This window comes from Mesorhizobium sp. M1050 (genome assembly GCF_040318715.1).
Taxonomy (GTDB): domain Bacteria; phylum Pseudomonadota; class Alphaproteobacteria; order Rhizobiales; family Rhizobiaceae; genus Mesorhizobium.
This window is the reverse complement of sequence record NZ_JAMYMV010000005.1, coordinates 156,633-182,229: the sequence shown is the minus strand read 5'-3', so window position 1 is coordinate 182,229 and position 25,597 is coordinate 156,633. Positions and strand designations below refer to the sequence as shown.

The following is a 25,597-nucleotide window of genomic DNA, read 5'->3' as shown; positions in this document are numbered from 1 at the left end:
GGAAAGTGCATGAAAACCGACATCAAGGTCGAAGTGGACAAGCTGGCTGCCGATCCGCGCATCACCGACTATGATTTCTGGCGCTCGCTCAAGAATGTCGACAACGAGATCTTCCACATCGCCAACAACAACGAGCCGATCCCGTTCGACATGATCCGCTGGCGCACCATCCTGAAGCGCGCCCGCCTGAAGCGCGGCCACGCATAAACGTTCCTGCTCGCTCAAACCGTACGCTTCACCGCTGCCAGTGGTGAGCGCGCCACCACCGGCGACGACTGGATGATCGCCGTATTGGTCATCGCGTAAGGGATGATGCGGTCGATCACACGCTCAAGTTCGGCCACCGAGCCGACATGCGCCAGCGCGATGAAACAATCTTCGCCGGTCACCCGGTCGCATTGTGCGATCTCAGGCAGATCGCGGATGATCTCGGCCACGACAGCCAGTTGCCCCGGTACCGGACGGATGCGCAGCCACGCCGACACCGGCAGGCCGAGTGCCGCGGGATTGATCCTGACTGAATAGGCCTCGATGACCCCGCTCTCCTGCAACCGCTTGATGCGCTCGGCCACGCTCGGCGCCGACAGGCCGACCGAGCGCGCAAGCTCCGCCGTGCTGATGCGCGCGTCCTTTTCCAGCAAGCGCAGGATTTTCATATCCGCGGCATCGAGGTTGGCGCTTTCAATCCGAAGGCGTTTCATGGAAAAATCCTTGCTTCCGTGAGGATACCGGCCGGAAAAGCCAATCATCACCCATATGAACAGGCAAAACCGCCTGCGATACTGATCCGATGGATGATCAGACGCAAGCTCCTGCGGCAGACCCCGCCGTTGCCGGCCTTCCCTTCCGCAGGCTAGCGACAACACTGCCGCCGCATGTCTGGTTCGGCGTCAGCGCCGTCTTCCATTATCTCGGGCCGGCATTTGCCGTGCTGCTTTTCCCGCATGTCGGCGTGCTCGGCATGGCCTGGCTGCGCATCGCTGCCGCCGCGCTGATCTTCGCACCAATGACCCGTCCATGGCGAACGCTCGTCCGCGCCGATCGCTCGAGCCGGCTGCTGTTGCTGGCCTTCGGCGCCTGCCTGGCGGTGATGAACTGTTCGTTCTACCTGGCGCTCGATCGCTTGCCGATCTCGCTGGTGGCGGCGATCGAATTCGTCGGCACCATCGGTGTCGCGGTGATCGGGCTCAGGACCACGCGCAATCTCGCCGCCCTTGCCATTGCCGTCGCCGGCACCTTGCTCCTCATCGACGTCAAGTGGTCGAGTGATCCCCTTGGACTGTTCTGGGCCTTCCTCAACGGTACTCTGTTTGTCGGCTACATCGTGCTCGGGCACCGCATCGCCGCTTCAGGCGCGGGCGGCGGCATCGCCAGTCTTGGTGCCGCCATGGCGATCGCTTTCATCATCGTGCTGCCGATCGGCTTCAGAGATGCACTGCCGGCCTTTTTCTCACGGCCGCTGCTGCTCGCCGCCATCGGCGTCGGCATCTGCTCCTCCGTCATTCCTTACATCTGCGACCAACTCGCCATGTCGCGGCTGCCGCGCGCCAGCTTCGCGCTGATGCTGTCGCTGCTGCCGGTCGCCGCGACGCTGATCGGCGTCATCGTGCTGCGCCAGATTCCAAGCCTCACCGATTGCCTCGGCATTGCGCTGGTGGTCGCCGGCGTCGCCTTCCACAAACCGGCTCGCTGAGAGCTACGCCAGCTTCTCCTTCAGGAAGGCGATCGTGCGTCCCCAGGCGAGATCGGCCGCTTTCTTGTCGTAGCGGGCGGCCGAGGTGTCGTTGTTGAAGGCATGGTTGGCGCCTTCATAGACATAGACCGTGTATTCGACATGCGCGGCGTCGAGCGCCTTCTTGAAGGCATCGATGCCGGCATTGATGCGCTCGTCCAGTCCGCCATAGTGCAGCAGCAAGGTCGCCTTAATCTTCGACACATCGGCGGCGTTCGGCTGCATGCCATAATATGCGACGGCGGCATTGAGATCTGGCGCGTTGACGGCAAGCATGTTGACCGTGCCGCCACCCCAGCAGAAGCCGACGGCACCGACCTTGCCGTTGCCGTCCTTGTCGCCCTTGAGGAAAGCGACAGTCGCTACACCATCGGCAATGGTCTGCGCCGAATCGAGCTTGGTGAACATGTCGCGCGCCTTGTCCTCATCGGCCGGAGTGCCGCCGAGCGGCGACAGAAAATCCGGCGCCAGCGCCACGAACCCTTCCAGCGCTACGCGTCGCGCTACGTCGCGGATATGCGGGTTGAGTCCCCTGTTCTCATGCACGACGATGACCGTGCCGAGCTTGCCCGCCTGATCCGCCGGCTTGACCAGGTAGCCCTTCATCTCGCCGCTGCTGCCGGGATAGCTGATGTCCTCACCCTTCACCCGCGGATCGTTGTCGGCAACGATTGCCGCCTGGGCGGAATTCGCCGCCAGAAGCGGCGCGATCGCCGCAGCCGCCGCGCCTGATCCGGCAAGCCGGGTCAGTTGCTCCATGAAGCGGCGGCGGTCGAGTGTCAGATGCGTGTACTCGTCATAGGCATCGATCATCGCCTGGGTGATGGCGGGTGTCGGGGCAGCTGATTTCGTCATGGTGCACTCCTCGGCTTCGAGCTTCGATACCTGAGCTACATAGGGACCGAGCCGGCATGATCCAGTCGAGCGCATACTCGCGGCCGCGCAGGTGAGGCCGGCAAGGCTGGCGCCGCGGGCGTCCATGTCATCACTTCTTGGCCATCGGCGATAATCCTGCTGGCGCTGCCACAATAGTGAAAGAAGCTGTCCGCTATCGATGGCACCTTGACCGGCATGCCTTCACGCGTCCCGACCCGAAAGGAGCGAGCAATGACCATGCCTCACCTGATCCTCGCCAGCACGATCGTCCTTGCCGCCGCTACGGCTCCGGCACTACTCTCGGCGGCTGTGGATGCGGGCAGACGATCTTTGGTCTGCGTCCGCCGTGACCGGAACCGCTCTACAAACGCGAAAACCCAAGGTTGAGGTGAGACCATGAACGTCCAGGATATCGTCAACACCGTCTCGCAGAAAGCGGGCCTCGACCAGGCGACGACGGAGAAAGTCGTCGGCACCATCTTCTCGGTGCTCGAACATGAGGCGGAAGGCACCAGCGCCTCGGCGTTTTTCGCCAAGATCCCCGGCGCCGACGACCTCGCCCACCAGTATGATGTCATGGCCGCCGCTCCGGCTGGCGGTAGTGGCGGGTTCCTGTCGTCGTTGCAAGGCGCGCTTGGCGGGGTTCTCGGCGAAAAGGCTGGCGCGCTGGTCAACGGCCTCGCGGCGCTCAAGGCGTCCGGGCTCGATTTGGCTCAGATCCAGAAGGCCGGCGAAACGCTGGTCCAGCAAGCCGAAGCCGCCGCCGGCCCTGACCTCACCAACCGCATACTCGGATCGGTACCCAGCCTGAAAAGCCATCTGGGGCTCGGCTAGCTCATGGGTTGCGCCACCCTCACTTCGGCAGCGCGTAGGCCATCACATAGTCCCCCGGCTTGGTGCCGACCGAGCCGTGGCCGCCGGCGACTATGACCACGAACTGGCGGCCGTCGGCCACCGTATAAGTCATCGGCGTCGATTGCCCGCCGGCAGGCAGCCGTGCCTGCCACAGCTGCTTGCCCGATGTCAGGTCATAGGCGCGCAGATAGTCGTCGACCGCGGCGCCCAGGAAAGCGACGCCGCCGGCGGTGATCATCGGCCCGCCGATGCCAGGCACGCCGACCTTCAGCGGCAGCGGCAGCGGCGTCATGTCGTAGACGGTGCCGTTGCGGTGCTTGTAGGCGATGGTGCCGGTCCTGAGATCGACGCCGGCGACATAGCCCCAGGGCGGCGCCTGGCAAGGGATGCCGAGCGGCGACAGGAACGGCCCCATCATCACCGCATAGGGCGCGCCCTCGTTGCGGTTCAATCCCTGCTCGCTGCCGCGACCCTCGTCCGGCGGCGGCACCTGGTCGCGCGGAATGAGCTGCGACTTGAAGGCCAGGTAGGTCGGCATGCCGAACATCACCTGCCGGACCGGGTCGACAGCGACGCCACCCCAGTTGAAAGTACCGAAATTGCCGGGATAGATCAGCGAGCCCTGGACGGAAGGCGGTGTGTAGCGGCCCTCATAGCGCAGGCCCTGGAATTCGATCCGGCAGGCCAACTGGTCGAACATGGTGAGGCCCCACATGTCGGCGCCGGTGAGCGGCTTCGGATTGAAGGTAAGATCCGACACCGGCTGCGTCGGCGACGTATGGTCGCCCTCGATGGCGCCGCCGGGTGCCGGCACTTCCTTGACCGCGATCACCGGCTCGCCTGTGCGCCGGTCGAGCACGTAGAGGTCGCCCTGCTTGGTCGGCCCGACCAGCGCCGGCACCACCGTGCCGTCTGCCTTTGTGATGTCGATCAGGCTCGGCTGGGCCGGCACGTCCATGTCCCAGAGATCGTGGTGCACGGTCTGCCGCACCCAGCGCAACTGCCCGGTGTTGACGTCGAGCGCGGTGATCGACGACGAGAACTTCTCGACATTGTCACTGCGCCCGGCGCCGAGCTGGTCCGGCGTCTGGTTGCCAAGCGGCACATAGAGCAGGCCGAGCTTCTCGTCAGCGCTCGGCGTCGACCACATGTTGGGCGAGTTGGCGGTGTAGGTCTGGCCGGCCGCCAGTGGCGTCGTCTGGTCCGGATTGCCGGAATCCCAGTTCCACAGCAGCTTGCCGGTGGCAGCGTCGTAGGCACGGATGACGCCCGACGGCTCCTGCGTCGAATAATTGTCGTTGACCGCGCCGCCGACGATGATCTTGCCGCCTGATATCAGCGGCGCCGAGGTCGAGTAATAATAGCCCGACTTCGGATAGGGCATGTTGGTCAAAAGGTTCAGCGTGCCGCCCTCGGCGAAGGCGGGGCAGATCTGCCCGTTGGCGGCATCGAGCGCGATCAGCCGGGCGTCCGAGGTCGGCAGGTAGACGCGGGCAGCACACGGCTGGCCGGCGGCGATGGCCGCATCGGCATAATAGGACACGCCGCGGCAGGTTTGGTGCTGGCGGTCCTTGTCGAGCTTGATCTTGGGATCGTAGCGCCATTTCTCCTTGCCGCTCGCGGCATCGATGGCGATGGCGAAATTGTGTGGCGTGCAGATGTAGAGCGTGTCGCCGATCTTCAGCGGCGTCACTTGATAGGTGGTCTCGCCGATGTCGTCCGGTCCCTTGACGTCGCCTGTGCGGTAGGTCCACGCGGGCTGCAGCTTGGCGACATTGTCCGGCGTGATCTGGTCGAGCGGCGAATAACGCTGGCCGAACTGCGTGCGTCCGTAATAGTGCCACTCGCCGGCCGGCACATCATTGCCGAGGTTGGCGTTCGCGATCACCTTGTCGGTGCCGAGTTCGCCGGCAATGTCTTTCGGATCTGCCGTCATCGAGTAGCCGGCGACGGCAAGCGATGCCAGCACGGCAAGAATGAGCGGCGCGCGTGCATCGGGACCGGCAAGGCCCCGTCTCGCCCGCGGCGTCAGCAGCCAAAGCGCCACCAGCACGATGATGCCGCCGCGGGGCCCAAGTTCCCACCAATCGAACCCGGTCTCCCAGACGGCCCAGGCAAGCGTACAGAGCACGATCGCCGCGTAAAGCCACAGCGCGGTGGACCTGCGCCGGTAAAGCAGCCAGGCTGTGATCAGGAAGGCGAGGCCGACTATGATGTAATACCAGCTGCCGCCCATCGACGCCAACCAGATGCCGCCGCCGCCGAGCGCCAGGCCGATGAGCAGGAGAATGAGGGAGGTGATGGTGACAGCCAAGATGATACTCCTTCGACTGTTGCGCGCTCTCACACGCGGCCCTGGGCAACCGGCGTTACCTTCCTGCCCTGGGCCCACTTTCTCCTGCCCGCCGCGCCTGTCAAGCGCGGAGCACACGCCGAGGTAGAAATCCATCTTGCCTGCATCAAGGTTTTCCAGCAGTCTCGGCGCCGCGATAACCGACAAGGCGCGCTCGTTCGGACATCGATTTTTCGTCGCTCTCGGTTACCGCAAGGCCTGAACCGCGATATCAGGCACTTTACCGGAACAAAACGTAGACACTTCTGGTCTTTCGCTCCCGAATCACTACATTCGGGGCAATGTCCGGCTTTTCCGAAGACATGCCTTTTTTCGACGAACCCAATGCGCGGCCTTCGGCCCCGTCGGGCATTGCCGCGCGCGCCATGGCTGCCCGCAGCGGCCACAACAATGCGCCCGACTACCTGAAGGGGCTCAACCCGGAACAGCGGCTGGCTGTGGAAACCACCGAAGGTCCGGTTCTGGTGCTGGCCGGGGCCGGCACCGGCAAGACCCGCGTCTTGACCACCCGCATCGCTCACATCCTTGCCACCGGCAAGGCCTTCCCCTCGCAGATCCTGGCGGTGACCTTCACCAACAAGGCCGCGCGCGAGATGAAGATCCGCATCGGCGTCCTGATCGGCGAAGGCAATGTCGAGGGCATGCCCTGGCTCGGCACCTTCCACTCGATTGGCGTCAAGCTGCTGCGCCGCCATGCGGAACTCGCCGGATTGAGATCCGACTTCACCATCCTCGACACCGACGATGTCGTGCGGCTGATCAAGCAATTGATCCAGGCCGAGGGCCTCGATGACAAGCGCTGGCCGGCCAAGCAGTTCGCCCAGATGATCGACGGCTGGAAGAACAAGGGGCAAGGCCCCGCCGACATCGCTGAGGGCGACGCCCGCGCCTTCGCCAACGGCAAGGGCCGTGAACTCTACAAGGCCTATCAGGCGCGGCTGCAGACGCTGAACGCCTGCGACTTCGGCGACCTTCTGTGCCACCCGATTCGCATCTTCCGCGCCAATCCGGATGTGCTGAAGGAATATCACAAGCGCTTCAAATACATCCTCGTCGACGAGTATCAGGACACCAACACCGCCCAGTACATGTGGCTGCGGCTTTTGGCGCAGCGGCCGCAGTCCTCCCCCCTCGAGGGGGAGGTGCCCGCGAAGCGGGCGGCGGGGGTCGCCGCCGCAGGCCCCTCCAGAACGTCGAGCACTGCCGCGGCGCCCCCCCCCCCCCCGGGGGGGGGGGGGGCGCCGCCGGGGGGGGGGGGGGGGGGCGCCGCAGAAGGCACCTCCAGAACGTCGAGCACTGCCGCGAGGACCCCACCCGACCGGGCTTCGCCCGGCCACCCTCCCCTCAAGGGGGAGGGATATCAGCGCAGCGCCACCGTCAACATCTGCTGCGTCGGCGACGACGACCAATCCATCTATGGCTGGCGCGGCGCCGAGATCGACAACATCCTGCGCTTCGACAAGGATTTTCCCGGCGCCACCATCATCCGGCTGGAGCGAAACTACCGCTCGACCGCGCACATACTGGGCGCGGCCTCCCATCTCATCGCCCACAATGAGGGCCGCTTCGGCAAGACGCTGTTCACCGACCGCGACGAGCCGGAGGACGGCAAGGTGCATGTCCACGCCGCCTGGGATTCCGAGGAGGAAGCCCGCGCCGTCGGCGAGACCATCGAGGCCTACCAGCGCCAAAAGCACAATCTCAACGACATGGCGATCCTGGTCCGCGCCTCATTCCAGATGCGCGAGTTCGAGGACCGCTTCGTCACGCTCGGCCTCAACTACCGCGTCATCGGCGGCCCGCGCTTCTACGAGCGCATGGAAATCCGCGATGCGCTGGCCTTCTTCCGCGTGGTGGCGCAAGGCGCCGACGACCTCGCCTTCGAACGCATCGTCAATGTGCCGAAGCGCGGCCTGGGCGAAGCCACTATCCGGCAGATCCACGACACCGCCCGCGCGCTCCGCATCCCGATGCTGGAAGCCGCGGCAAAACTCGCCGAAAGCGACGAGTTGAAGCCGAAGGCGCGCGCGGCATTGCGCGAAGTGGCCGCCAATTTCGAGCGTTGGCAGAAGGCGCTGGAAACCACGCCGCACACCGAACTCGCCGAAACCATTCTCGAAGAGAGCGGCTACACCGACATGTGGAAGAACGACCGCTCGGTCGAAGCGCCCGGCCGGCTGGAGAACCTGAAGGAACTGATCCGCTCGATGGAGGAGTACGAATCGCTGCGCTCCTTCCTCGAGCATGTCGCGTTGGTCATGGACGCCGAGCAGAATGCCGAGCTTGACGCCGTCAACATCATGACGCTGCATTCGGCCAAGGGCCTCGAATTCGAGACCGTGTTCCTGCCCGGCTGGGAGGAAGGCCTGTTCCCGCACCAGCGCGCGCTCGATGAAGGCGGCCGCTCGGGGCTGGAGGAAGAGCGCCGCCTTGCCTATGTCGGCCTGACCCGCGCCAAGAAGAACCTGCATCTGTGGTTCGTCTCCAACCGCCGCATTCACGGCCTGTGGCAATCGACGATCCCATCGCGCTTTCTCGACGAACTGCCGGAAGCCCATGTCGAGGTCGCCGAAAGCGGCAACTCCTATGGCGGCTATGGCAACTCCTATGGCGGCGGTTCTTTTGCCTCCGGCCGCGGCGGCCAAGGCGCGGGAAGACAAAACCCCTATGGCGCCTCGCGCTTCGACAATGTCGGCGCCGACACCGAAAAATCCGGCGCCTTCTCCAACACCTATGCGACGCCGGGCTGGCAGCGCGCGCAGGCCAACCGCACCGAGGCGACCGATCGCAACTGGGGCTCGCGCTCCGGCCATCAGGTCGAACGCATCGGCTATGGCGAAACGGACTCCGGCTACGGCGCTGGCCGCACCTCGGTCAAGGGCCGCACCATCGACGGCGAGCTGGTAGCCAAATCCGTCGCCGACAAGCCGTCCGCCTTCAGTGTCGGCGACCGCGTCTTCCACCAGAAATTCGGCAACGGCAACATTTCCGCTATCGAAGGCAACAAGCTGACCATCGACTTCGACAAGGCCGGCCAGAAACGCGTGCTGGACGGGTTCGTCGCGGCGGTGTGAGCGTCCGCTTGCCCCATCGTCCTACCATTCTCTGGCGGAAGCCCCCATCTTCGTCATCCACGGGCGGAGCAGGAGCGAAGCGACGTCGCGGAGACCCGAGGATGACGAAATGATGCGCGTCTGCGCCAATCGTCAGGCTTGCTGTCCGCCAAATCTTCGCCCCTCACCGATACCGCGCCTGGTTCCACTTATGGCCGAGCAGCGACAGGATGATGATCAGGCCGTTGAAGAACTGGACATAAAAGCCGCTCAACCCCGCCGCGACGACGCCGGTCTGGATGAACGACACGGTGACCGCGCCGATGGCGCCGCCGACCACGGTGCCGATGCCGCCCCAGGTTGGCGTGCCGCCGACGAACACCGATGCCAGCACCGGCAGCAGATAGCCGTCGCCGGCTGTCGGCCACCAGGTGAAGTTGATCATCACTGAAAAGGTCCCCGCGATCGCCGCTCCGATGCCGACGAAGACGAACACTTTCACCCGCACGCGCTTGACGTCGATGCCCATCTGCTGGGCGCTGTCGGGGTTGTCGCCGACTACTCTCACCTGCGCGCCGAAGCGATGGCGGTTGTAGAGCATCGCCGACAGCACGACAAAGGCGATGGCCCAGAATATCTGCACCGGAATGCCCATGAGCTCGCCGGAGAAGATCGTGTAGGCCCAGCTGTCGGCAAGGCTGGTCAGCGCCATCGACTTGCCTTCGTTGATGATCTGGATCAGGCCGCGCAGCAGGAAATTCATGCCAAGCGTGGCGATCAGCGACGACAGCCCGCCATAGACCACCAGCGAACCGACGAGGAAACCAAGCAGCAAGCCGGTAATCAGTGCCGCGATGATACCGACGAACGGATCATAGCCGGCCTGCACGACCAGCGCGAAGACCCAGGAAGCAAAACCCATCGTCGCCGGAAACGACAGGTCGATCTCGCCGCAAGTGACGACGAAGACCAGCGGCACGACCACGAACAGCGCCACCGGCAGCGTCGTCAGCACCGAACGGTAGAGATACCAGGTGGTGAAGACAGTCGGGTTGGCGACCATGAACACCGCCATCATGATGATGAACACGCCGAGCGTGCCAAGCGAAGCGCGGTTGTCGAGGATGAACCCCCGCATCCAGTGATCGGATGGGTGCTTCCACTCCTTCTGGGGACTGGGGCGAGAAATGCCGGCCGCCGGTTCGTGCAGATCAGGTTCCATGGTCTTGCTCATCGTGCTCTCTGCTCCGTGTCGCCGGCATCGTGCAGTCCGGCCAATCCGCCCGGGTGTGCCACGTCTTCCATGAAGTTGATGAGGTCTTCGGCCGATTTGACCTCGCTCCGATCGGCGGTCAGCGCCACCTTGCCGCGGTCCATCACCACGAAGCGGTCGGCAATGTCGAAGACATGGTGGATGTTGTGGCCGATGAACAGGATCGAGCGGCCGCTCGCCCGCACCTGGCGCACGAAATGGAAGACCTTGGCAGTCTCTGTCAGCGACAGCGCCGTCGTCGGCTCGTCAAGGATGATCAGTTCCGCCTGCTTGTAGATGGCGCGCGCGATCGCCACGCCCTGGCGTTCGCCTCCCGACAGCTGGCCGACGATCGAGTGCGGCGTGAACACTTTCGAGGTGAAGCCGATCTCGCGCATCAGCCGGCTCGCTTCCTCGACCTCCTTGTTGACCTTCAAAAAGCCCATGAGTCCGGTGAGTTCGCGGCCCATGAAGATGTTGCGCACGATCGTCTGCTGGACGGCGAGCGCCCGGTCCTGGAACACCGTCTCGATGCCGGCATCGCGCGAGCGTGCCGCACTCCATCCGGTCACCGGCTTGCCGCGCACCAGGATTTCGCCGCTGGTCGGTTTGACCACGCCCGACAGTATCTTGATCAGCGTCGACTTGCCGGCGCCATTGTCGCCGATCAGGCCGACCACCTCGCCGCGGTCGACGCTGAGATTGACCCCGCCCAGCGCGTAGACCTGACCGTAGGATTTGCTGATGTCGCGCAGTTCGATGATTCGTTCGGCCATGGCGATCCTCGCTTGATTGTCTCTTGCCGGCCTTGGCCAGCGGTCCCGCCGGCCGGGCTTGAACCCGGCCTACGGCTTGGGAGGTCAGCGCAGCGCCTGCTTGGCAAGCTCGGCGACGATCTCATAATTGTCGGGCGTGACGAAACCGGCGCCGGTGTCGACATTCATTGGCGCCAGGCCGAGCACCACCTGCTGGCAGAGGCTGAGGATCGGCAGATAGCCTTGCAGGAACGGCTGCTGGTCGGCGGTCAGCTGCACCCAGCCGCCCTTGAAACCCTCGACGATCTGAGGGCTGGTGTCGAAGCCGAAGTTGAAGATCTCACCCGCCTTGCGTCCCGCCGCCTGCATGTAGGTCGGAACATTGCCGAGCATCTGCCCGCCGGGATAACCGACCGCCTTGACGTCGGGATTGTTGAGCAGTGCCGCGGTGATCACCGGAATCGCCAGATTGGGATCGGAAGCCCATTCGCCGCTTGGCGGCGACGACAGCTGGATGACTTCGACGCCGGCCTCCTTGAGCGCCGCCACCGTGCCGCGCTCGCGCGCGCCGCGGGCCTCGTTCTCGAACGGGCCGATCATGATCGCCTTGTCGCCGGCCTTGAGCTTGCCGAGCTTGAACGCCTCGGCGCCGAGCGCGCGGCCCTGTTGCTCCTGCTGGGCGCCGACATAGCCGCCGCCGAACGCTTCCACCACCTTCGGCACCGGCACGTTCTGGTACATCATCTTGATGCCGTCCTTGTGCGCCTGCTCGGCCAGCGGCATGATCGCGCCGTCGCCAGGATGGCCCATCATGGCGATGCCGTTGGGCTTCACCGCGACCGCCTCTCGCAATTGCTGCACCATCTTTTCAACGTCCCACTGGGAGAAGATGTAGTCGACCTTCGGTCCGAGATCGGCCGCCGCCTGCTTGGCGCCATTGTAGACGATGGTGCCGAAAGCGTCGCCCTCGGCGCCGCCAACAAAGAAACGGATGTGGACATCCTTGCACCATTGGGCGTCGAGCGCCTGTGCGGGCCAGGTAGAAATTGTGGCGCAAAGCGCCGTGGCCGCCGCCACGACGGTCGAGCGCAGAAGTGTCGTTCTCTTCGCGATGCTCATGCAAGTTCCTCCCTTTTGTCCTCGCAATCCGAGGGTTTCAACATTCGTTCCGGCAGTATGCCGCAGGCTTTCCGGCTGGCTCCCCCCGCCGGTCTGCTCTCACACCGGGTTTGGCAGGTAGCTGGCGCCTCCCCGGCATTGCTTCAGATATTCCAGCGCTCGCACCTGCCCGGTGATTTCCAGATCGCCGCGATAGACCGGATCGTGCCAGCCTTCGATGTCGATGGCGCCCTTGTAGCCGGCCAGCCGCAATTCGCTGATTACCCGCGTCCAGTCGCTGTCGCCGAAGCCCGGCGTGCGCATCTGCACGAAAGGCAGCCGACCGAACACGCCGTGCTCGCGGATGACATCCCAGCGTACCGTCGCGTCCTTGCCGTGGACGTGGAAGATGCGCGGCGCCCATTTGCGGATCTGCGGCATCGGATCGATCAGATAGACAAGCTGGTGGCAGGGCTCCCATTCGAGGCCCAGATTGTCGTTCGGCAATTCGTTGAACATCAGCTCCCAGGCGTCGGGATTGTGGGCAATGTTCCAGTCTCCTTGAGCCCAGTTGCCATCCATCGCGCAATTCTCGAAAGCGATGCGCACGCCCTTGTCGGCGGCGCGCCTGGCCAGCGGTCCCCAGACCTCTTTGAAGCGCGGCAGGCTGTCGGTCAGCGGCTTGCCGCGCAGGCGGCCGGTAAAGCCGCTGACCATCGAGGTGCCGAACAGATGCGCGTTGTCGATCACCGTTTCCCAGGCCTGAAGCACGCCACGGTCGACATCGCCGCTCTCGAGCGGATTGCCGAACACGCCGAGCGAGGACACGGTGACATCGGCATCGCCGATCGCCTCTCGGATCTGGCCGGCAAGACGCGGCAAGTCCTTGCCGCCCAGCGTCTGCCAGAAGAAGGGCTGGATGCTCTCGAAACCGAGCGGCAGGATCGCCTTGATGTAGGCCGCCGGATCGTCGAGGTTGGCCCGCACCATGGTGCCTATCCTGATGTCGAGAAGCGGGTTTAGCGTCATTGTGCGTCCTCTGCGATCGTCACCCGGCGGCCGGTTTCGGCGCTCTCGATGGCGCCAAAAACCATGGCCAGGCTCTTGATGTTATCGGCGCCGCGCGTCTCCGGCTCGGTGCCGGTCTCGATGGCACGGATGAAATCCTGGATGATGCCGAGATGGCCGCCGACGCGGTCGGCGGGATCGAGCGGCGGCACGTCGATTGGCTGGGTTTTGTCGAAAAGGCCGTCGCGGCCCGGCGCCACGAGCTCTGCCTGCAGCACGTCATGGCCATCCCAAATGAGGCTGCCGCGCTCGGCAACGATGCGCCAGCTGCCCTCCCAGCTCGTGCGGAAACCGGCGCCGCACCATGAGCCGGCATAGGTGAACAGTCTGCCGCCGCCGAGATCGAAGACGGCGCTGGCCGACGATCCCTGCCGGTACCAGGAATTGGCCGGCTCCCATTCCTGGCAATAGACGCCGGCCGGCTCGCCGGCGACCATGTAACGGGCGGCGTCGAAGGTGTGGATCGCCATGTCGAGCAGCAGGACATGGGCCATCTCTTCGCGAAAGCCGCCGAAATGCGGCGCGACGAAGAAGTCGGCATGAATGCTGGTGGCGGCCCCAATGGCGCCGGAGTCCAGGAACCTCCGGATGCGCCTGACATTGGCGACATAGCGGCGGTTCTGGACGACGGCATGAACGCGCCCGGCCTGGCGAGCGGCCTTGACGATGGCCCGCGCATTCTCAGGAGTGTCGGCGAGCGGCTTTTCCGTCAAGAGATGGCAATGATGGGCAAAGGCGGAAAGCGCGACTTGTCGCCGGGCGGCGGGAACCACCACGTCGAATACCGCGTCAGGCCGGGTCTGGTCGAGCACGGCGTCGAGATCGGTTCCAATGACGGCACCGGTGAGATCGTATTCGTGCGCCCTCGCTCGCGCCCTGTCGGCGTCGAGGTCGACAAGGCCGACAATGGCGAGGCGGTCGATCTGCTGCGCGGCATCGAGCCAAGCCTTGCTCATCGCTCCGCAGCCGACCAGGACGACATTGACCATCCAGTGCTCCTCCCTCTCGGTCCCTCCAGACCGATCGTCACGGCATTCACGGCAATGGCCGTAAACGTTTTTCCGTAAACGTTTACGAGAACACACCCGAAGGCGTAGAATGTCAATTGGCCGCTCGCGAAAATCGTCTTGTCGTCTTGGCCTGGGCGGCTGCCGGTGCTAGCCACATAAAGGGGAGAACAGTCATTTGGCATCCAGCATTCACGATCTTGCCCGTCACCTGAACATTTCGATCGGCACGGTGTCGCGCGCCCTTAACGGCCGTGCCGACGTCAATGCCGACACGCGCCAACGCGTGCTCGAAGCGGCCAGGACACTCAACTACTCGCCGAACCAATCCGGCCGCAGCTTGCGGCAAGGCGCCACCCATTCGATCGCCTTCATGATGCAGCCGCATCCGGGCGACCAGCAATATGGCGAGCCGTTCTTCATTCCGCTCCTGATCGGGCTGCAGGCAAGGCTCGCCGAAAGCGGGCTCGACCTGATCGTGGTGATGGGCGCTCCGGGCGACTACCAGCAAGAGCGCCTGCGCCGTGTCGTCGAGACGCGCCGGGCCGATGCGGTGGTGCTGGCCTGGACGCGGCGCGAGGACGAGCGCATCGACTATCTCACCCAGGTCGGTTTCCCATTCGCCACGCTCGGGCGCAGCCGCTCCGGAGCCAAGTCCTACCCTTCCCTCGACCTCGATTTCGAAAAGGCCGGAGCCGATGCGGTCGACCGCCTGGTAGCGCGCGGCCATCGCCGCATCGCCGCCATTCGCCCGTCGCTCGACCTCAATTTCGGCTATCTGTTCCTGACCGGCTACCGCAAGGCTTTGCGGCGGCATGGCATCGAGGTCGACCCGGAGTTGATTGCGTCCGGCTTCATCAACGAGGCTGCCGGCTACGAAGTGACGCCGCAGGTGATGCGCTCCAAGGACCCGCCGACCGCCATCATCTTCAACAATGACGCGATGGCGCTTGGCGGCTGCAAGGCGCTGGCCGAGATGGGCATCAGGCCGGGTCACGACATGGCGGTGACAGTCATCGTCGACACGCCGCTCTGCCGCTACTTCTCGCCGGCGTTGACCGCTTTCCGCCCGGCGCTGGAGCCGATGGGACAGCGGCTCGCCGAAATGCTGCTGGCGTCGCTGCCCGGCTTCGCCGGCCCGGATGGTCCGCGAATCATGCGCGAGGTCTGGCCGCTGGAGCTGGTGGCGCGCGACAGCGATTGATGCTGTGCGCTCCGATCGACGCGTTCGATCGACCGGCTTCATGCCCGCCTCGGCCAATTCCATGAATGTCTCGTGCGAGGACTGCGCATTCGAGATGTCGGCAGTCGACCAGAGCCTGGCGAAGCGTCTTGCGCTGTCACGCAAGCATCATGTTCGCGCCGTAGACCGCGTTTCGGGAGCGCGCGGCATCATCGATGTTGCACCTCTTGCAGCTTTTCGTCCTGCGGCCGCTTCGGCTCATCTGTCTCAAAGAGGTTCATCCATGAAACACCTGCACCGAACCGCGTCGCTCGGCGTCGCGCTGGCCTTGTTCACCGCCTTGACGCCGGCGCTCGCCGACAGCACCGCGACGATCGGCGGCCTCGTCAACAAGGGACTGGTCGGCGTCGGCCGCATCCCGGCCGCCCAGCGCGACAAGTTCGGCGAGACCTTCGGCTCGGGCTCCGGCATGTCGATCGACACCGCCAGCTGGACGCGTGATGCGGGCGGCTATAAGGGCTCGCTCTGGCTGCTGCCGGACCGCGGTTACAATGTCGTCGGCACCACCGACTACCGGCCGCGCCTCAACACCATCGGGATCGAGTTTACCCCGGCAGCACCAGGCGCCGCACCCGCTGCCGGCCAGGAGCAGACGGGCGTCAAGGCAACGCTTGCCGACACCATGCTTCTCACCGACGACAAGGGCGCCGATGCCACCGGGCTCGATCCGCTCAACGGCGTGCGCGCGGCAAGCGGCGACATGCCGATCCTGCCCGAAGCCAACGGCAAGCTGGCGCTCGACAACGAGGCGATCGCGCGCCTGCCCGACGGCACCATGTTCATCTCGGACGAATACGGCCCCAACATCTACCGGTTCTCCGCCGACGGACATCTGCTGTCGGCGACCCAGCCGCCCGCCGCCCTCGTGCCGATGCGCCACGGCGCGCCGAACTTCGCCTCCGACAATCCCGGCCCGGGTGCGGCCGAGCCCGATCCGAAGGATCCCGATACCGGCCGCCAGAACAACCAGGGCCTCGAAGGCATGGCGATGACGCCCGACGGCAAGTTCCTGATCGCCGTGCTGCAGTCGGCGGCCAGGCAAGACGGCGGCGATTCCGCCTCGACCCGCCAGAACACCAGGGCGCTGGTCTATGACGCTTCCGACCTCGCCCATCTCAAGCTGGCGCATGAGTACGTCGTGCCGCTGCCGGTGTTCAAGGATGCCAAGGGCAAGACCAAGATCGCCGCGCAAAGCGAGATCGTGGCGTTGTCGGATCAGGCCTTCCTGATGCTGGCGCGCGACAGCGGCAACGGCCAGGGCGTGAAAGGCGACACCTCAATGGTGCGCCAGATCTTCGTCGTCGACGTCTCGGCGGCGACCGATATTGCCGGCCGCGCCTTCGATGCCGCCGACAAGCCGCTGGCGCCCAAGGGCGTGCTCGACCCGTCGGTGACGCCGGCAAAGCTGATGCCGTTCATCGATATCAACGACAGTGCCGAACTCGGCCGCTTCGGCCTGCACAATGGCGCGCCGAACGACAAGAACAACCTGTCGGAGAAGTGGGAGGCGATGTCGGTAGTCAGCGTGCTCGATCCAAAGCTGCCCGACGACTATTTCCTGTTCATCGCCAACGATAACGACTTCCTCGCCCAGGACGGCTTTCAGGTCGGTGCGCCCTACAAGGCCGAGGACGGCGCCGATGTCGACACCATGTTCCTGGTCTATCAGGTGACGCTGCCGGGCCTGGCCAAGAAGTAACGACAACACAAGGGCGGGCGCGCCGAGCGCGTCCGCCTGAGGGATCGTGACGGCTTACTTCAACATCTCCGCGTCCCTTGGCACGCCCGCATCGATCGGCTCGGCGGTCCTGCTCGAAACGGCCATGATCTTGCCGGCAGCCGACAGATTGGGGCGCACGAAGACCGGCGCGACGCCGTTGACGCGGCCGTAAAGGTCGATGATGTCCTGGTTCATGAAACGCACACAGCCCGACGATGCGTTCTTGCCGATGGAATCCCACTCCGGCGTGCCGTGCAGCCGGTACATCGTGTCCTTGCCGTCCCGGAACAGATACAGCGCGCGGGCGCCGAGCGGGCTCTGCGGGCCTGGCGGCATGCCGTCCTTGTATTTCGCCAATTCCGGGCGGCGCTGGATCATTTCCGGCGGCGGTGTCCAGACCGGCCACTTTTTCCGCGCCTGAACCACGGCACTGCCGGTCCATCCGAAACCGGCCTTGCCGAGGCTGACGCCATAACGGATAGCCTTGCCGCCATCGCCCACCAGATAGAGGAAGTGCTCGGACGTATCGACGACGATCGTGCCGGGTTTCTCTCCGGTCGGGTCGGACACGATCTGGCGCACGAATTTCGGATCGAGCTTGGCCACCGGGATTGCAGGCAGTTGATAGCCCTCGTCGGTGCGCGCCGCATACATGCTTGCGGTATCGCCGAAGCCCGGATCGCTTGGCGGTGCGGCCACCGGCGGCGGCGCAACATCCGTCGTGGTGCACGCCGAAAGAGCCACCGAGGCGGCGCCCAAGGCGGATGCACCGAGAAACGCGCGCCGGCTCAGGCGCTCGGAAAACAGCGGAATATCGGACATGAACCCCCCGGCTATCCAAGATCTAGTAGGAATGCGGCCCCACGCATCAAGGATCAATATCCCATTCCGGAAGTTTTGAGAACATGATTAGATCACGGCATGACCTGTCCCGTGGAATCGACGATCATCGTGGACCGGACTTGAGCAATTCCGGGAAAAGTGCGTAGCGGTTTTCCGTCCGGAATTGCGTCGAAACAAAGAGAGAGCGGTTCGCCGTTTCCGTGAAACGGTAAACCGCTCTTGAGATAAACCTTCGCCGAGCTGCCAGCCATGGACGAAAAAATGCCCTCGCGCCGCAGCACCGGCGACCTGACCAGCGGGCCGATTCCACGCACGCTTCTGCTGTTCGCGCTGCCGGTGCTCGGCTCCAACGTGCTGCAGTCGCTGAACGGGTCGATCAACGCCGTCTGGGTCGGCCGTTTCCTCGGCGAATCGGCGCTGACCGCCACCTCCAATGCCAACCTCGTCCTGTTCCTGATCCTCGGCACGGTGTTCGGCATCGGCATGGCGGCCACCATCCTGGTGGCCCAGTCGGTCGGCGCCCGCGACCTTCCGGAGGCGCGCCGCATCGTCGGCACCAGCGTCACCTTCTTCTTCCTCGTCTCTGTGGTGTTCGCGGTCTGCGGCTGGATCTGGGTCGACGCCATCCTGGGCGCGCTGGGCACGCCGGCCGATGCCTTGCCGCCGGCCCGCTCTTACCTGCGCATCATCTTCGTCGCCGTGCCGATGATGAACCTTCTGTCCTTCGTCATGACCGTGCTGCGCGGTGCCGGCGATTCACGCACGCCCTTCTTCTTCATGGCGCTGGCCGTCGTCCTCGACATCATCCTCAACCCGCTGCTCATCCGCGGCATAGGGCCGTTTCCCGAACTCGGAATCGCTGGTTCCGCCACGTCCACGCTGATCGGCCAGACGGTGAGCGTGATCGCCATCCTCATCGTGCTCTATGGGCGCAAGCATCCGCTGCGGCTGGCCGGCACCGATCTCGCTTTGCTGCGGCCCGACCCCTCGTTGCTGCGCATCGTCGTCTTCAAGGGCGTGCCGATGGGGTTGCAGATGATCGTCATCTCGGCAGCAGCGCTGACGGTGATGGGCATGGTCAATTCCTACGGTTCGCAAGTCGCCGCTGCCTACGGCATCGCCGCGCAGCTATGGACCTACATCCAGATGCCGGCGCTCGCCATCGGCGCCGCGGTCTCCTCGATGGCGGCGCAGAATGTCGGCGCCGGGCGCTGGGACCGGATCGGTCGCATCGCCGCCTCCGGCGTCGGCTTCAACCTGGCCCTGACGGGCGCACTGGTTGCCGTGCTTTCCGTTTTCGACCGCCCGGTGCTGAGCCTGTTCCTGAGCAGCGATAGTGCTGCGATCGATATCGCTAGCCACGTCAACACCATCGCGTCGTGGTCGTTCATCCTGTTCGGTATCACCATCGTGCTGTTTGCCACGGTGCGCGCCACGGGCGCCGTGATGCCGCCGCTGATCATCCTGGTGATCTCGGTGCTGGTCGTGCGCACCGGCTTTGCCTATTTCATGCGCGGCGTGTTCGGCGAGGAGGCTCTGTGGTGGAGTTTTCCGGCCGGCTCGATCACCTCGCTGGTTCTGGCGGCCGCCTACTACCGCTTCGGCGGCTGGCGCACCTTGCACATGATCGAGAACAGGCCGGCTGCCGGCGAGCCACCGGATACCGGGCTCGGCGTGCCGCGCCAGCGCGCCAACATGGCACCCGAAATGCCGAACGGCTGAGTCCGAGCGCCTCGTCTCAACGCCTGTGTTTCAGCCCGAAGGCCAGCGCCACCACCGCAAAAATGATAATCATGCCAGCGAAGGCCAGGCTAGCGGCGATAGAATTGGCATAGGTCGAAACGATGCCGATGCCGATGACTGGCAAGGCGTTGCCGACGAAGCAGCAGATGAAGAAGCTGGACACCACCGCCGCGCGGCGATCCTGCGGCGCGATCTCGTTTACCACCTGCAGGCCACCACGGTAGCCGAGCGCCGCCACCACGCCGCAACAGGCTGTCGCCGCGATCATCAACGCCAGCGAAGCCAGCATTTGTGCCGCCACCACCAACAAGACGCTTGGGATCATCAATGCCAGCGCAACCAGCATCGCTTTGTTGCTCTTCATGTGCATCAGAACCACGATGCTGATCGCGGTGACGATCGCCAGTTCGAAGAACAGCGCGCCGGCGACGGCGTGGTTGGTCTCATGCAGCTGCTGCGCCAGTATGCTCGGCGCCACCGCCGCATAGAAGCCGACGAGCGCCATCGCGCCAAAGCCGGTGACCGCCGGTGCGACGAAGCGCGCGCGGATATCCTCCGGCACGGAGAGCTGCGGCCGGATGGAAACGTGCTTGAGGCCACCCGGCCTCGCCACCGTTTCACGGGTGCGCCAGACCAGGATCGTCACCACCGCGAGTGCCGCCAGATAGACGATGAAGACCAGCCGCAACGGCCAGGGCTCGTACTCAGCCAGAAGTCCTGAAATCAAGGCGCCAAGACCGAGGCCGAGGAAATTGGTGCTGGTGGCGATGACGCTGGCGCGCGACTTGTCCGCGCCGGGAAGAACCTCGGCAATCCATGCGGTTCCGGTCCCCGCGCCGACGCCGATGCCGAGCCCGCTCAGAATGCGGGCGACGTCGAGCGAGACGACGTTTCCGGCAAACAGGAAGACAAGCGCACTGATGATGGCGACAAGCATGGCCGCCAGGCTCGCGGGCCGGCGCCCGACAACATCCGAGATGCCGCCCAGCATCAGCAGTGCTGCCAGGTTGCCGACGACATACACCGCGTAGATCAGCGTCAGCGTGATTTGTGAAAAGCCGAATTGCTGTTTGTAGATGATGTAGAGCGGCGTCAGCACTGTGCTGCCGGCAAACAGCACGGCAATCATTGCGGCGACGGTGGGGATTGCAAGAGCATCGCCGCGAGTTTCATTGTGCGTACGGGCCAAATCGCGAATGGCCATGGCCAACCTCATTACCGGTTTCGGGGATCGCGACCTTAACGCACGTTCATCCGCGACGTTCCGACCGGCAGGCCGGCCTCCTGACAGCACGGTGGGCGTTGCCCGAGCCACAAGCTCGTTGTTGAACACTCAACTCGAGAGATGGCGTGTTTGGATTTCGTACCGTAACCTGTGCCGGCAGAAGGGAGGATTTATGGGCAAAGGCAGGGTCGAGGCGTTCACCGATGGCGTCGTGGCCATCATCATCACCATCATGGTACTTGAGCTGAAAGTGCCGCATGGCGAGGATGTCGAAGCCTTGTTGCCATTGTGGCCGGTCTTCTTCAGCTACGTGCTGTCCTTCATCAATGTCGGCATCTACTGGAACAATCTGCACAACATGTTCCACACCGTGCAGCGGGTCGACGGCCGCGTGCTGTGGGCGAACCTCAACCTGCTGTTCTGGCTGTCGCTGATGCCGGTGACGACGGCCTTCATGGGCGAGAACCACTTTGCGCCGGTGCCGGTCGCCGTCTACGGCATCGACTTGGTGCTGTGCGCCATCGCCTATTCGATCTTGGCCGCCGCGCTGCATCGCCTGCACGGCAACGACACCGCTTTTGCCAAGGCATTGGGCCGTGACCGCAAGGGAAAGATCTCGCTGGCAATCTACGTCGCAGCCGTCGTGCTGACCTTCGTCAGCCAGTGGATCGGCGTCGCGCTGTATGTGCTGGTCGCAACGATATGGCTCGTGCCGGATAGGCGTTTCGCACGGGTGCTCGAAAAATAGTTCCTACTTGCGCATTGCCTTCAGCTTTTCCGCCACTGCTGCGGCAAGGTCGGCATAGCGCTCCTCCAGCCGTTCCGCGGCCTTGATGATCGAGAAATCATGGCCGAACTTTTCCAGCGCCATGCGCAGCTTCTCGACGAATTCGGCCTGTTTTTCCAGCGCCGAGAACAGCGTCTTCACCTGCGCTTCGCTGATGTCGGGGTTGGCCAGCATCTGCGGCACCTCGCGCCCCATCTGGTCACCGATGGTGGTCTGTTCCCTGAGAATTGCGACCCAGTCCGTCAATCAGGAAATCTCCGTTTGCCCCGGGCAAAAGCTCCTTTTGCCGGGACAACATGCGCAGCCTCGACCGGACTGGTCAACCCAAACAGGGCGAGCAGAGGCTTGCGCAAGCCCGTTCGGGCGCTAAGTTCGGCGCCATCGCAGCAAGGAACCATCACCCATGATCACCGACGCCGAGATCCAGACAGTCCTGCCCGCGCTTGGCCGAGGCAACGCCGCCGTCATCACGGGCGCCGCCAGCGGCATCGGTCTTGCGGCCGCCAAGCGGCTTGCATCGATGGGCATGAAGATCGTGCTGGCCGACATTGGAGGCGCGCGCCTTGACGACGCCTCGCGCGCCGTCGCCGCGATTGCCGGAGATGATGCCGTGCTTGCCGTCGCCGCCGACGTTTCGAAGGCGGATGAGGTGGACCGCCTCGCCGAACGGGCGTTCGGCGGCTTCGGCGATGTGTCGCTGCTGATGAACAATGCCGGCGTCGGCGACAATCCCGGAAAGCCCTGGGAAAATCGCGATGCCTGGAAACGACTGCTGGACATCAATTTCTGGGGCGTCGTGCATGGCGTCGGGGCCTTCGCGCCGCGTATGCTGGCCTCGGCCAAGCCGGGCCTGATCGTCAACGCCGGCTCCAAGCAAGGCATCACCACGCCGCCCGGCAACCTCGCCTACAATGTCTCCAAGGCCGCGGTGAAGACCTACACCGAAGGCCTGGCGCATGCACTACGCAACGAACCCGGCGCCCATGTCGCAGCCCATCTGCTGATCCCCGGCTTCACCTATACCGGCCTGACCGAAGGCGCGACGGAAAAACCGGCCGGTGCCTGGACCGGCGAACAGGTCATTGATTTCATGCTGGAATCGCTGACCAGGGGCGACTTTTACATCTTGTGCCCGGACAATGAGGCGGCGCGGCCGTTGGATGAGAAGCGCATGGCGTGGGCGATCGGCGACATCATCGAAAACCGCCCTGCCCTCTCGCGCTGGCACCCGGACTACAAGGAGTCGTTCGCGGCGTTCATGAAAGGCTGATCTTCAGGCCGCGTGCTTTTTCGACCCGCGCTTCTGCTCCACGGCCTTCTTGGCCGCCATGGCGGCGATATTCTCGTCATGCCGCTTCGCCGCACGCTCGCATTTCTCGCGGATTTCCTCGACTTCGGATTCGGTCAGGTGTTCGATACCGATGAAGTGGTTGTGGCCCTTGCCGACCCGGATCAGTTCGTCGAGTTTGGCCTGGATCGCTGCGCCGTCGCGGTTCTGGGTGTTCTGGATGAGAAACACCATCAGGAAGGTGATGATGGTTGTGCCAGTATTGATCACCAATTGCCAAGTATCCGAAAAGCCGAAGAACGGACCGGTCATCGCCCAGACGACGACGATCAGGCAGCAGACGGCAAATGTCAGCGGCAGGCCGGTTACATGGGCGACCCAGTTGGCGATCTTGGTGAAATGCTTTTCCATCTATCGAAATCCCTTGCCGCGATGAGAAACAATCGGCGACCGCTCGAGGTTCCCCGCGCAAACAATACAATTTAATGCACGCATATGGAGAATTGCGGCAAAGCCACACTTTATTGGTTTACTGGCACAGTAACGGTGCAGGCAAGAGTGCCTGTTCCTCCCGCTTCACAGCGGCCCCTTCCGCCGCGCCACCCCCGCATGGCGGAAGGGGTTTCACTCCGGAGGGCGCGCAGAACGGTTCCCCTGAAGCGCTGGACGAATCCCGATGCGCGGTACCGAGCGACCTTCCCAAAGCTCCATCATCTGCATGCCCGCCTCCATTGTCTCAAAATCGCAAGCTGGCTTGGCGGGCACGCTCGCGGATCTCTTCGCGAGAAATGCCGGCATCCGCCAATGTGCTGTCCGGCGCCTGCCTCAAACTCGCAAGCGTCCGGCGATAGGCAAGCCAGCGGGCGAAATGGGATCGAAGTTCATACAACATGATCGTCTCCTTTGGCGCGCAAAATGGCCGCGCGCTCGGATTGGTCGAAAGCGCAAAGCATCTGCGCGAAGCGTATGCGCGATCGAAAGGATTGCGCTGGCTCGTCGGCCAGCCGAAGCGCTTGTCGCTATCCCGCCAAGCAGGATTGTCCAATGCTTCCAATGCCTGCATACTTGCGCGTGATGCCGGCTTCGCGCTACAGCCACGGTCGCAAGAAGTTTTTCATTTCTGCAAAATGGACATTGGCTGGGACGATCTAAGATTGTTTCTCGTCGTTGCGCGGCTGGGTGGCTTGAGCGCAGCGACAGGAACCACGCGCCTCAGCGCAGCCACCCTTGGACGACGCGTCACCGCGCTCGAAAGGCAGGTCGGCGAACCGCTGTTCGTGCGTCAGCAGACCGGCTACCGGCTGACCCCGGTCGGTGAAGAACTGCTGCGGCGCGCCGAAGACGTCGAGGCAGCAATGCAGTCGCTGACCCGCTGGCGCGAAGGAAGCCTGCCCGACCGCATTGTCCGTGTGTCGGCCGGGCCGTGGACTTCGGCCTTCGTTTCCGCCCATATCGGCGAGATCTGGACGGTCGACGACGGCATAAGAGTGGAACTCGTCACCACCACCGACCGGGTCGACATCGGTCGCCGTGCCGCCGACATCGGTATCCGCAGCGACCGCCCGACCGAGCAGTGGCTGGCCGGCCGTCAGAGCGGCAAGGTCGCCCATGCCATTTATTCCGGACGCCACCTGATCAATGGCATCGCCGCCGGCTTGTTCGTCGGCGTCACCGGCGATGGGGCGAACATTGCCTCGGCGCGCTGGCTACAGGTCCATCACGGCGACCGCATCGCCGTGCGCGGCAACAACACCCATTCGGTGCGCGAACTGGTGGCCGCCGGCGCCGGCCTTTCGGTCTTTCCGTGCTTCGTCGGTGACGGCGACCCGCGCCTGGTTCGCGTCGCTCAGCCTATCCCCGAGCTCGAAACCGACCAATGGATCGTCACCCATCACGAGGAACGTCACTCCCCGCCGGTACGAAAGGTCGCCGACCGGATTGCCGCCTTGATGCGGGCGCACCAGCCGCTGTTTCGTGGCGAGACGCCGATCCGGTAAGCCTTGGGCGTCGATTGGCCGCCAACTGAGCCGCATCTGCGGAAGGTCAGGCCCCCTCGTTTTCCCAGCGGTCAAGGAATGCCTCGATCGGCATTGCCTGCATGTCGGGAACCGCTCTGGCGAGCTTTTCGACCGGCCAATCCCACCAGGCGAGAGCTTCGATCCGGGCCGCGATGACGGCCGGAAAGCGAGATCTGAGCGCCTTCGCCGGCACGCCTGCAACGATTGCATAGGACGCCACGTCCTGTGTCACCACCGCGTTGGCGCCAATGACGGCGCCATTGCCGATGGTGACGCCGGGCATGATCACCGCACCATGGCCGATCCAGACATCGTGGCCGATGGTGACTGCTTTCGCCTGCCGCCGTGCGCGGAATGCAGCATCGACGCCCAGCCAGCGAAAATACTCGTTCGGCCGGTAGCTGACCTTGTGCTGTGTCAGCCGCTCGATGGGATGCTCCAGAGCATTGATGCGGCTGTTGGCGGCGATCGAGCAGAATTTTCCGATCGTCGTGTAGATCGCTTCCGAATGGCGTTCGAAATAGGAGAAGTCGCCGACGCTCACCTCGCGCAGCACCACCCGCTCGCCGATCGAGGCATAGCGGCCGAGCTTGCACGCCTTCAGTTCCGCGGTCGGATGGATGCGCGGCTCGGAATCCTTCGGGACGAGATTTTCGGAACGATCCATGCCGGCGGCTTTAC

Annotated in this window: 24 protein-coding genes; 10 read left to right on the top strand and 14 right to left on the bottom strand. The window is 64.2% G+C overall.

Features of this window, described 5'->3' with window-relative positions; all coding sequences use genetic code 11:
• Positions 1 to 9 precede the first annotated feature (9 nt).
• Entirely contained in the window at positions 10 to 207 is a 198-nt protein-coding gene (locus tag NKH57_RS05090) for a hypothetical protein (protein ID WP_023757051.1), read from the top strand.
• Positions 208 to 221: 14 nt separating this feature from the next.
• On the opposite strand, the gene NKH57_RS05085 is transcribed toward NKH57_RS05090, so the two are convergent.
• The gene (locus tag NKH57_RS05085) at positions 222 to 701 is read right to left on the bottom strand and encodes an Lrp/AsnC family transcriptional regulator (protein WP_352828707.1); all 480 of its coding nucleotides are present in this window, start codon (positions 699 to 701) and stop codon (positions 222 to 224) included.
• 89 nt (positions 702 to 790) lie between these two features.
• Between NKH57_RS05085 and NKH57_RS05080 the strand changes: the two genes are divergently transcribed.
• Positions 791 to 1,693 (top strand): EamA family transporter, encoded by a 903-nt coding sequence (locus NKH57_RS05080; protein WP_352942268.1) that lies wholly within the window; start codon positions 791 to 793, stop codon positions 1,691 to 1,693.
• Between the two features lie 3 nt (positions 1,694 to 1,696).
• On the opposite strand, the gene NKH57_RS05075 is transcribed toward NKH57_RS05080, so the two are convergent.
• Positions 1,697 to 2,587 carry a dienelactone hydrolase family protein gene (locus NKH57_RS05075; RefSeq protein WP_352942265.1) on the bottom strand — a complete coding sequence of 297 codons (891 nt, stop codon included), beginning with the start codon at positions 2,585 to 2,587 and terminating at the stop codon, positions 1,697 to 1,699.
• A 417-nt stretch (positions 2,588 to 3,004) separates the two neighbouring features.
• On the opposite strand from NKH57_RS05075, the gene NKH57_RS05070 reads away from it, so the two are divergent.
• Positions 3,005 to 3,442 (top strand): hypothetical protein, encoded by a 438-nt coding sequence (locus tag NKH57_RS05070; RefSeq protein ID WP_352942262.1) that lies wholly within the window; start codon positions 3,005 to 3,007, stop codon positions 3,440 to 3,442.
• Between the two features lie 19 nt (positions 3,443 to 3,461).
• Here the strand turns inward: NKH57_RS05070 and NKH57_RS05065 are convergent, their stop codons facing one another.
• Positions 3,462 to 5,777: a glucose/quinate/shikimate family membrane-bound PQQ-dependent dehydrogenase gene (locus tag NKH57_RS05065; protein ID WP_352942259.1), complete on the bottom strand. Its 2,316-nt coding sequence runs from the start codon at positions 5,775 to 5,777 to the stop codon at positions 3,462 to 3,464.
• A 320-nt stretch (positions 5,778 to 6,097) separates the two neighbouring features.
• Between NKH57_RS05065 and NKH57_RS05060 the strand changes: the two genes are divergently transcribed.
• The gene (locus NKH57_RS05060; protein WP_352942256.1) at positions 6,098 to 8,890 is read left to right on the top strand and encodes an ATP-dependent helicase; all 2,793 of its coding nucleotides are present in this window, start codon (positions 6,098 to 6,100) and stop codon (positions 8,888 to 8,890) included.
• 163 nt (positions 8,891 to 9,053) lie between these two features.
• Here NKH57_RS05060 and NKH57_RS05055 read toward each other — a convergent pair whose 3' ends face one another.
• The 5 genes from NKH57_RS05055 to NKH57_RS05035 all read right to left on the bottom strand — a co-directional run bounded on the left by NKH57_RS05055 (position 9,054) and on the right by NKH57_RS05035 (position 14,031).
• Complete coding sequence (locus NKH57_RS05055; RefSeq protein ID WP_352942253.1) at positions 9,054 to 10,103, bottom strand: ABC transporter permease; 1,050 nt, start codon at positions 10,101 to 10,103, stop codon at positions 9,054 to 9,056.
• Positions 10,100 to 10,897 (bottom strand): ATP-binding cassette domain-containing protein, encoded by a 798-nt coding sequence (locus NKH57_RS05050; protein ID WP_352942251.1) that lies wholly within the window; start codon positions 10,895 to 10,897, stop codon positions 10,100 to 10,102. Before NKH57_RS05050 ends, NKH57_RS05055 begins: the two co-directional genes overlap by 4 nt.
• Positions 10,898 to 10,981: 84 nt before the next feature.
• Positions 10,982 to 11,995: a substrate-binding domain-containing protein gene (locus tag NKH57_RS05045; RefSeq protein WP_352942249.1), complete on the bottom strand. Its 1,014-nt coding sequence runs from the start codon at positions 11,993 to 11,995 to the stop codon at positions 10,982 to 10,984.
• 99 nt (positions 11,996 to 12,094) lie between these two features.
• Positions 12,095 to 13,003, bottom strand: coding sequence for a sugar phosphate isomerase/epimerase family protein (locus NKH57_RS05040; RefSeq protein ID WP_352604127.1), 909 nt, complete (start codon positions 13,001 to 13,003; stop codon positions 12,095 to 12,097).
• Positions 13,000 to 14,031 carry a Gfo/Idh/MocA family protein gene (locus NKH57_RS05035; RefSeq protein WP_352942246.1) on the bottom strand — a complete coding sequence of 344 codons (1,032 nt, stop codon included), beginning with the start codon at positions 14,029 to 14,031 and terminating at the stop codon, positions 13,000 to 13,002. The genes NKH57_RS05040 and NKH57_RS05035 overlap by 4 nt, the downstream gene beginning before the upstream one ends.
• 196 nt (positions 14,032 to 14,227) lie before the next feature.
• On the opposite strand from NKH57_RS05035, the gene NKH57_RS05030 reads away from it, so the two are divergent.
• Positions 14,228 to 15,253: a LacI family DNA-binding transcriptional regulator gene (locus NKH57_RS05030; RefSeq protein ID WP_352942243.1), complete on the top strand. Its 1,026-nt coding sequence runs from the start codon at positions 14,228 to 14,230 to the stop codon at positions 15,251 to 15,253.
• Between the two features lie 262 nt (positions 15,254 to 15,515).
• Positions 15,516 to 16,991, top strand: coding sequence for an esterase-like activity of phytase family protein (locus NKH57_RS05025; RefSeq protein ID WP_352942241.1), 1,476 nt, complete (start codon positions 15,516 to 15,518; stop codon positions 16,989 to 16,991).
• 54 nt (positions 16,992 to 17,045) lie between these two features.
• Here the strand turns inward: NKH57_RS05025 and NKH57_RS05020 are convergent, their stop codons facing one another.
• Entirely contained in the window at positions 17,046 to 17,834 is a 789-nt protein-coding gene (locus NKH57_RS05020; RefSeq protein ID WP_352828741.1) for a L,D-transpeptidase, read from the bottom strand.
• Between the two features lie 270 nt (positions 17,835 to 18,104).
• Between NKH57_RS05020 and NKH57_RS05015 the strand changes: the two genes are divergently transcribed.
• On the top strand, positions 18,105 to 19,577 hold the full coding sequence (locus tag NKH57_RS05015; protein ID WP_352942238.1) for an MATE family efflux transporter: 1,473 nt from the start codon (positions 18,105 to 18,107) through the stop codon (positions 19,575 to 19,577).
• Between the two features lie 16 nt (positions 19,578 to 19,593).
• Here the strand turns inward: NKH57_RS05015 and NKH57_RS05010 are convergent, their stop codons facing one another.
• Positions 19,594 to 20,802: an MFS transporter gene (locus tag NKH57_RS05010; RefSeq protein WP_352942236.1), complete on the bottom strand. Its 1,209-nt coding sequence runs from the start codon at positions 20,800 to 20,802 to the stop codon at positions 19,594 to 19,596.
• A gap of 193 nt (positions 20,803 to 20,995) precedes the next feature.
• Here NKH57_RS05010 and NKH57_RS05005 point away from each other — a divergent pair, with 193 nt between their 5' ends.
• On the top strand, positions 20,996 to 21,571 hold the full coding sequence (locus NKH57_RS05005; protein WP_352604140.1) for a TMEM175 family protein: 576 nt from the start codon (positions 20,996 to 20,998) through the stop codon (positions 21,569 to 21,571).
• Positions 21,572 to 21,574: 3 nt separating this feature from the next.
• Here the strand turns inward: NKH57_RS05005 and NKH57_RS05000 are convergent, their stop codons facing one another.
• Complete coding sequence (locus NKH57_RS05000; protein ID WP_352604141.1) at positions 21,575 to 21,856, bottom strand: hypothetical protein; 282 nt, start codon at positions 21,854 to 21,856, stop codon at positions 21,575 to 21,577.
• A 157-nt stretch (positions 21,857 to 22,013) separates the two neighbouring features.
• Between NKH57_RS05000 and NKH57_RS04995 the strand changes: the two genes are divergently transcribed.
• A complete protein-coding gene (locus NKH57_RS04995; RefSeq protein WP_352942233.1) occupies positions 22,014 to 22,880 on the top strand; it encodes an SDR family NAD(P)-dependent oxidoreductase in 867 nt (288 codons plus the stop codon).
• A gap of 3 nt (positions 22,881 to 22,883) precedes the next feature.
• Here NKH57_RS04995 and NKH57_RS04990 read toward each other — a convergent pair whose 3' ends face one another.
• Together NKH57_RS04990 and NKH57_RS04985 are read right to left on the bottom strand one after the other, a co-directional pair.
• On the bottom strand, positions 22,884 to 23,309 hold the full coding sequence (locus NKH57_RS04990; protein ID WP_352942231.1) for a low affinity iron permease family protein: 426 nt from the start codon (positions 23,307 to 23,309) through the stop codon (positions 22,884 to 22,886).
• A 325-nt stretch (positions 23,310 to 23,634) separates the two neighbouring features.
• A complete protein-coding gene (locus tag NKH57_RS04985) occupies positions 23,635 to 23,790 on the bottom strand; it encodes a YjiS-like domain-containing protein (RefSeq protein WP_352942228.1) in 156 nt (51 codons plus the stop codon).
• On the opposite strand from NKH57_RS04985, the gene NKH57_RS04980 reads away from it, so the two are divergent.
• Positions 23,789 to 24,895, top strand: a complete 1,107-nt coding sequence (locus tag NKH57_RS04980; RefSeq protein ID WP_352942225.1) for a LysR family transcriptional regulator — start codon at positions 23,789 to 23,791, stop codon at positions 24,893 to 24,895. The two genes, NKH57_RS04985 and NKH57_RS04980, sit on opposite strands and share 2 nt — an antisense overlap.
• A 46-nt stretch (positions 24,896 to 24,941) precedes the next feature.
• On the opposite strand, the gene NKH57_RS04975 is transcribed toward NKH57_RS04980, so the two are convergent.
• The gene (locus NKH57_RS04975; RefSeq protein WP_352942223.1) at positions 24,942 to 25,583 is read right to left on the bottom strand and encodes a DapH/DapD/GlmU-related protein; all 642 of its coding nucleotides are present in this window, start codon (positions 25,581 to 25,583) and stop codon (positions 24,942 to 24,944) included.
• Positions 25,584 to 25,597: the final 14 nt, after the last annotated feature.

What these genes read in the sequence shown, in the direction of transcription:
- NKH57_RS05090 (WP_023757051.1), top strand. Translation starts at nt 10, where the DNA reads ATGAAAACCGACATCAAGGTCGAAGTGGACAAGCTGGCTGCCGATCCG.
- NKH57_RS05085 (WP_352828707.1), bottom strand. Translation starts at nt 701, where the DNA reads ATGAAACGCCTTCGGATTGAAAGCGCCAACCTCGATGCCGCGGATATG.
- NKH57_RS05080 (WP_352942268.1), top strand. Translation starts at nt 791, where the DNA reads ATGGATGATCAGACGCAAGCTCCTGCGGCAGACCCCGCCGTTGCCGGC.
- NKH57_RS05075 (WP_352942265.1), bottom strand. Translation starts at nt 2,587, where the DNA reads ATGACGAAATCAGCTGCCCCGACACCCGCCATCACCCAGGCGATGATC.
- NKH57_RS05070 (WP_352942262.1), top strand. Translation starts at nt 3,005, where the DNA reads ATGAACGTCCAGGATATCGTCAACACCGTCTCGCAGAAAGCGGGCCTC.
- NKH57_RS05060 (WP_352942256.1), top strand. Translation starts at nt 6,098, where the DNA reads ATGTCCGGCTTTTCCGAAGACATGCCTTTTTTCGACGAACCCAATGCG.
- NKH57_RS05055 (WP_352942253.1), bottom strand. Translation starts at nt 10,103, where the DNA reads ATGAGCAAGACCATGGAACCTGATCTGCACGAACCGGCGGCCGGCATT.
- NKH57_RS05050 (WP_352942251.1), bottom strand. Translation starts at nt 10,897, where the DNA reads ATGGCCGAACGAATCATCGAACTGCGCGACATCAGCAAATCCTACGGT.
- NKH57_RS05045 (WP_352942249.1), bottom strand. Translation starts at nt 11,995, where the DNA reads ATGAGCATCGCGAAGAGAACGACACTTCTGCGCTCGACCGTCGTGGCG.
- NKH57_RS05040 (WP_352604127.1), bottom strand. Translation starts at nt 13,003, where the DNA reads ATGACGCTAAACCCGCTTCTCGACATCAGGATAGGCACCATGGTGCGG.
- NKH57_RS05035 (WP_352942246.1), bottom strand. Translation starts at nt 14,031, where the DNA reads ATGGTCAATGTCGTCCTGGTCGGCTGCGGAGCGATGAGCAAGGCTTGG.
- NKH57_RS05025 (WP_352942241.1), top strand. Translation starts at nt 15,516, where the DNA reads ATGAAACACCTGCACCGAACCGCGTCGCTCGGCGTCGCGCTGGCCTTG.
- NKH57_RS05020 (WP_352828741.1), bottom strand. Translation starts at nt 17,834, where the DNA reads ATGTCCGATATTCCGCTGTTTTCCGAGCGCCTGAGCCGGCGCGCGTTT.
- NKH57_RS05015 (WP_352942238.1), top strand. Translation starts at nt 18,105, where the DNA reads ATGGACGAAAAAATGCCCTCGCGCCGCAGCACCGGCGACCTGACCAGC.
- NKH57_RS05010 (WP_352942236.1), bottom strand. Translation starts at nt 20,802, where the DNA reads ATGGCCATTCGCGATTTGGCCCGTACGCACAATGAAACTCGCGGCGAT.
- NKH57_RS05005 (WP_352604140.1), top strand. Translation starts at nt 20,996, where the DNA reads ATGGGCAAAGGCAGGGTCGAGGCGTTCACCGATGGCGTCGTGGCCATC.
- NKH57_RS04995 (WP_352942233.1), top strand. Translation starts at nt 22,014, where the DNA reads ATGATCACCGACGCCGAGATCCAGACAGTCCTGCCCGCGCTTGGCCGA.
- NKH57_RS04990 (WP_352942231.1), bottom strand. Translation starts at nt 23,309, where the DNA reads ATGGAAAAGCATTTCACCAAGATCGCCAACTGGGTCGCCCATGTAACC.
- NKH57_RS04980 (WP_352942225.1), top strand. Translation starts at nt 23,789, where the DNA reads ATGATCGTCTCCTTTGGCGCGCAAAATGGCCGCGCGCTCGGATTGGTC.
- NKH57_RS04985 (WP_352942228.1), bottom strand. Translation starts at nt 23,790, where the DNA reads ATGTTGTATGAACTTCGATCCCATTTCGCCCGCTGGCTTGCCTATCGC.
- NKH57_RS04975 (WP_352942223.1), bottom strand. Translation starts at nt 25,583, where the DNA reads ATGGATCGTTCCGAAAATCTCGTCCCGAAGGATTCCGAGCCGCGCATC.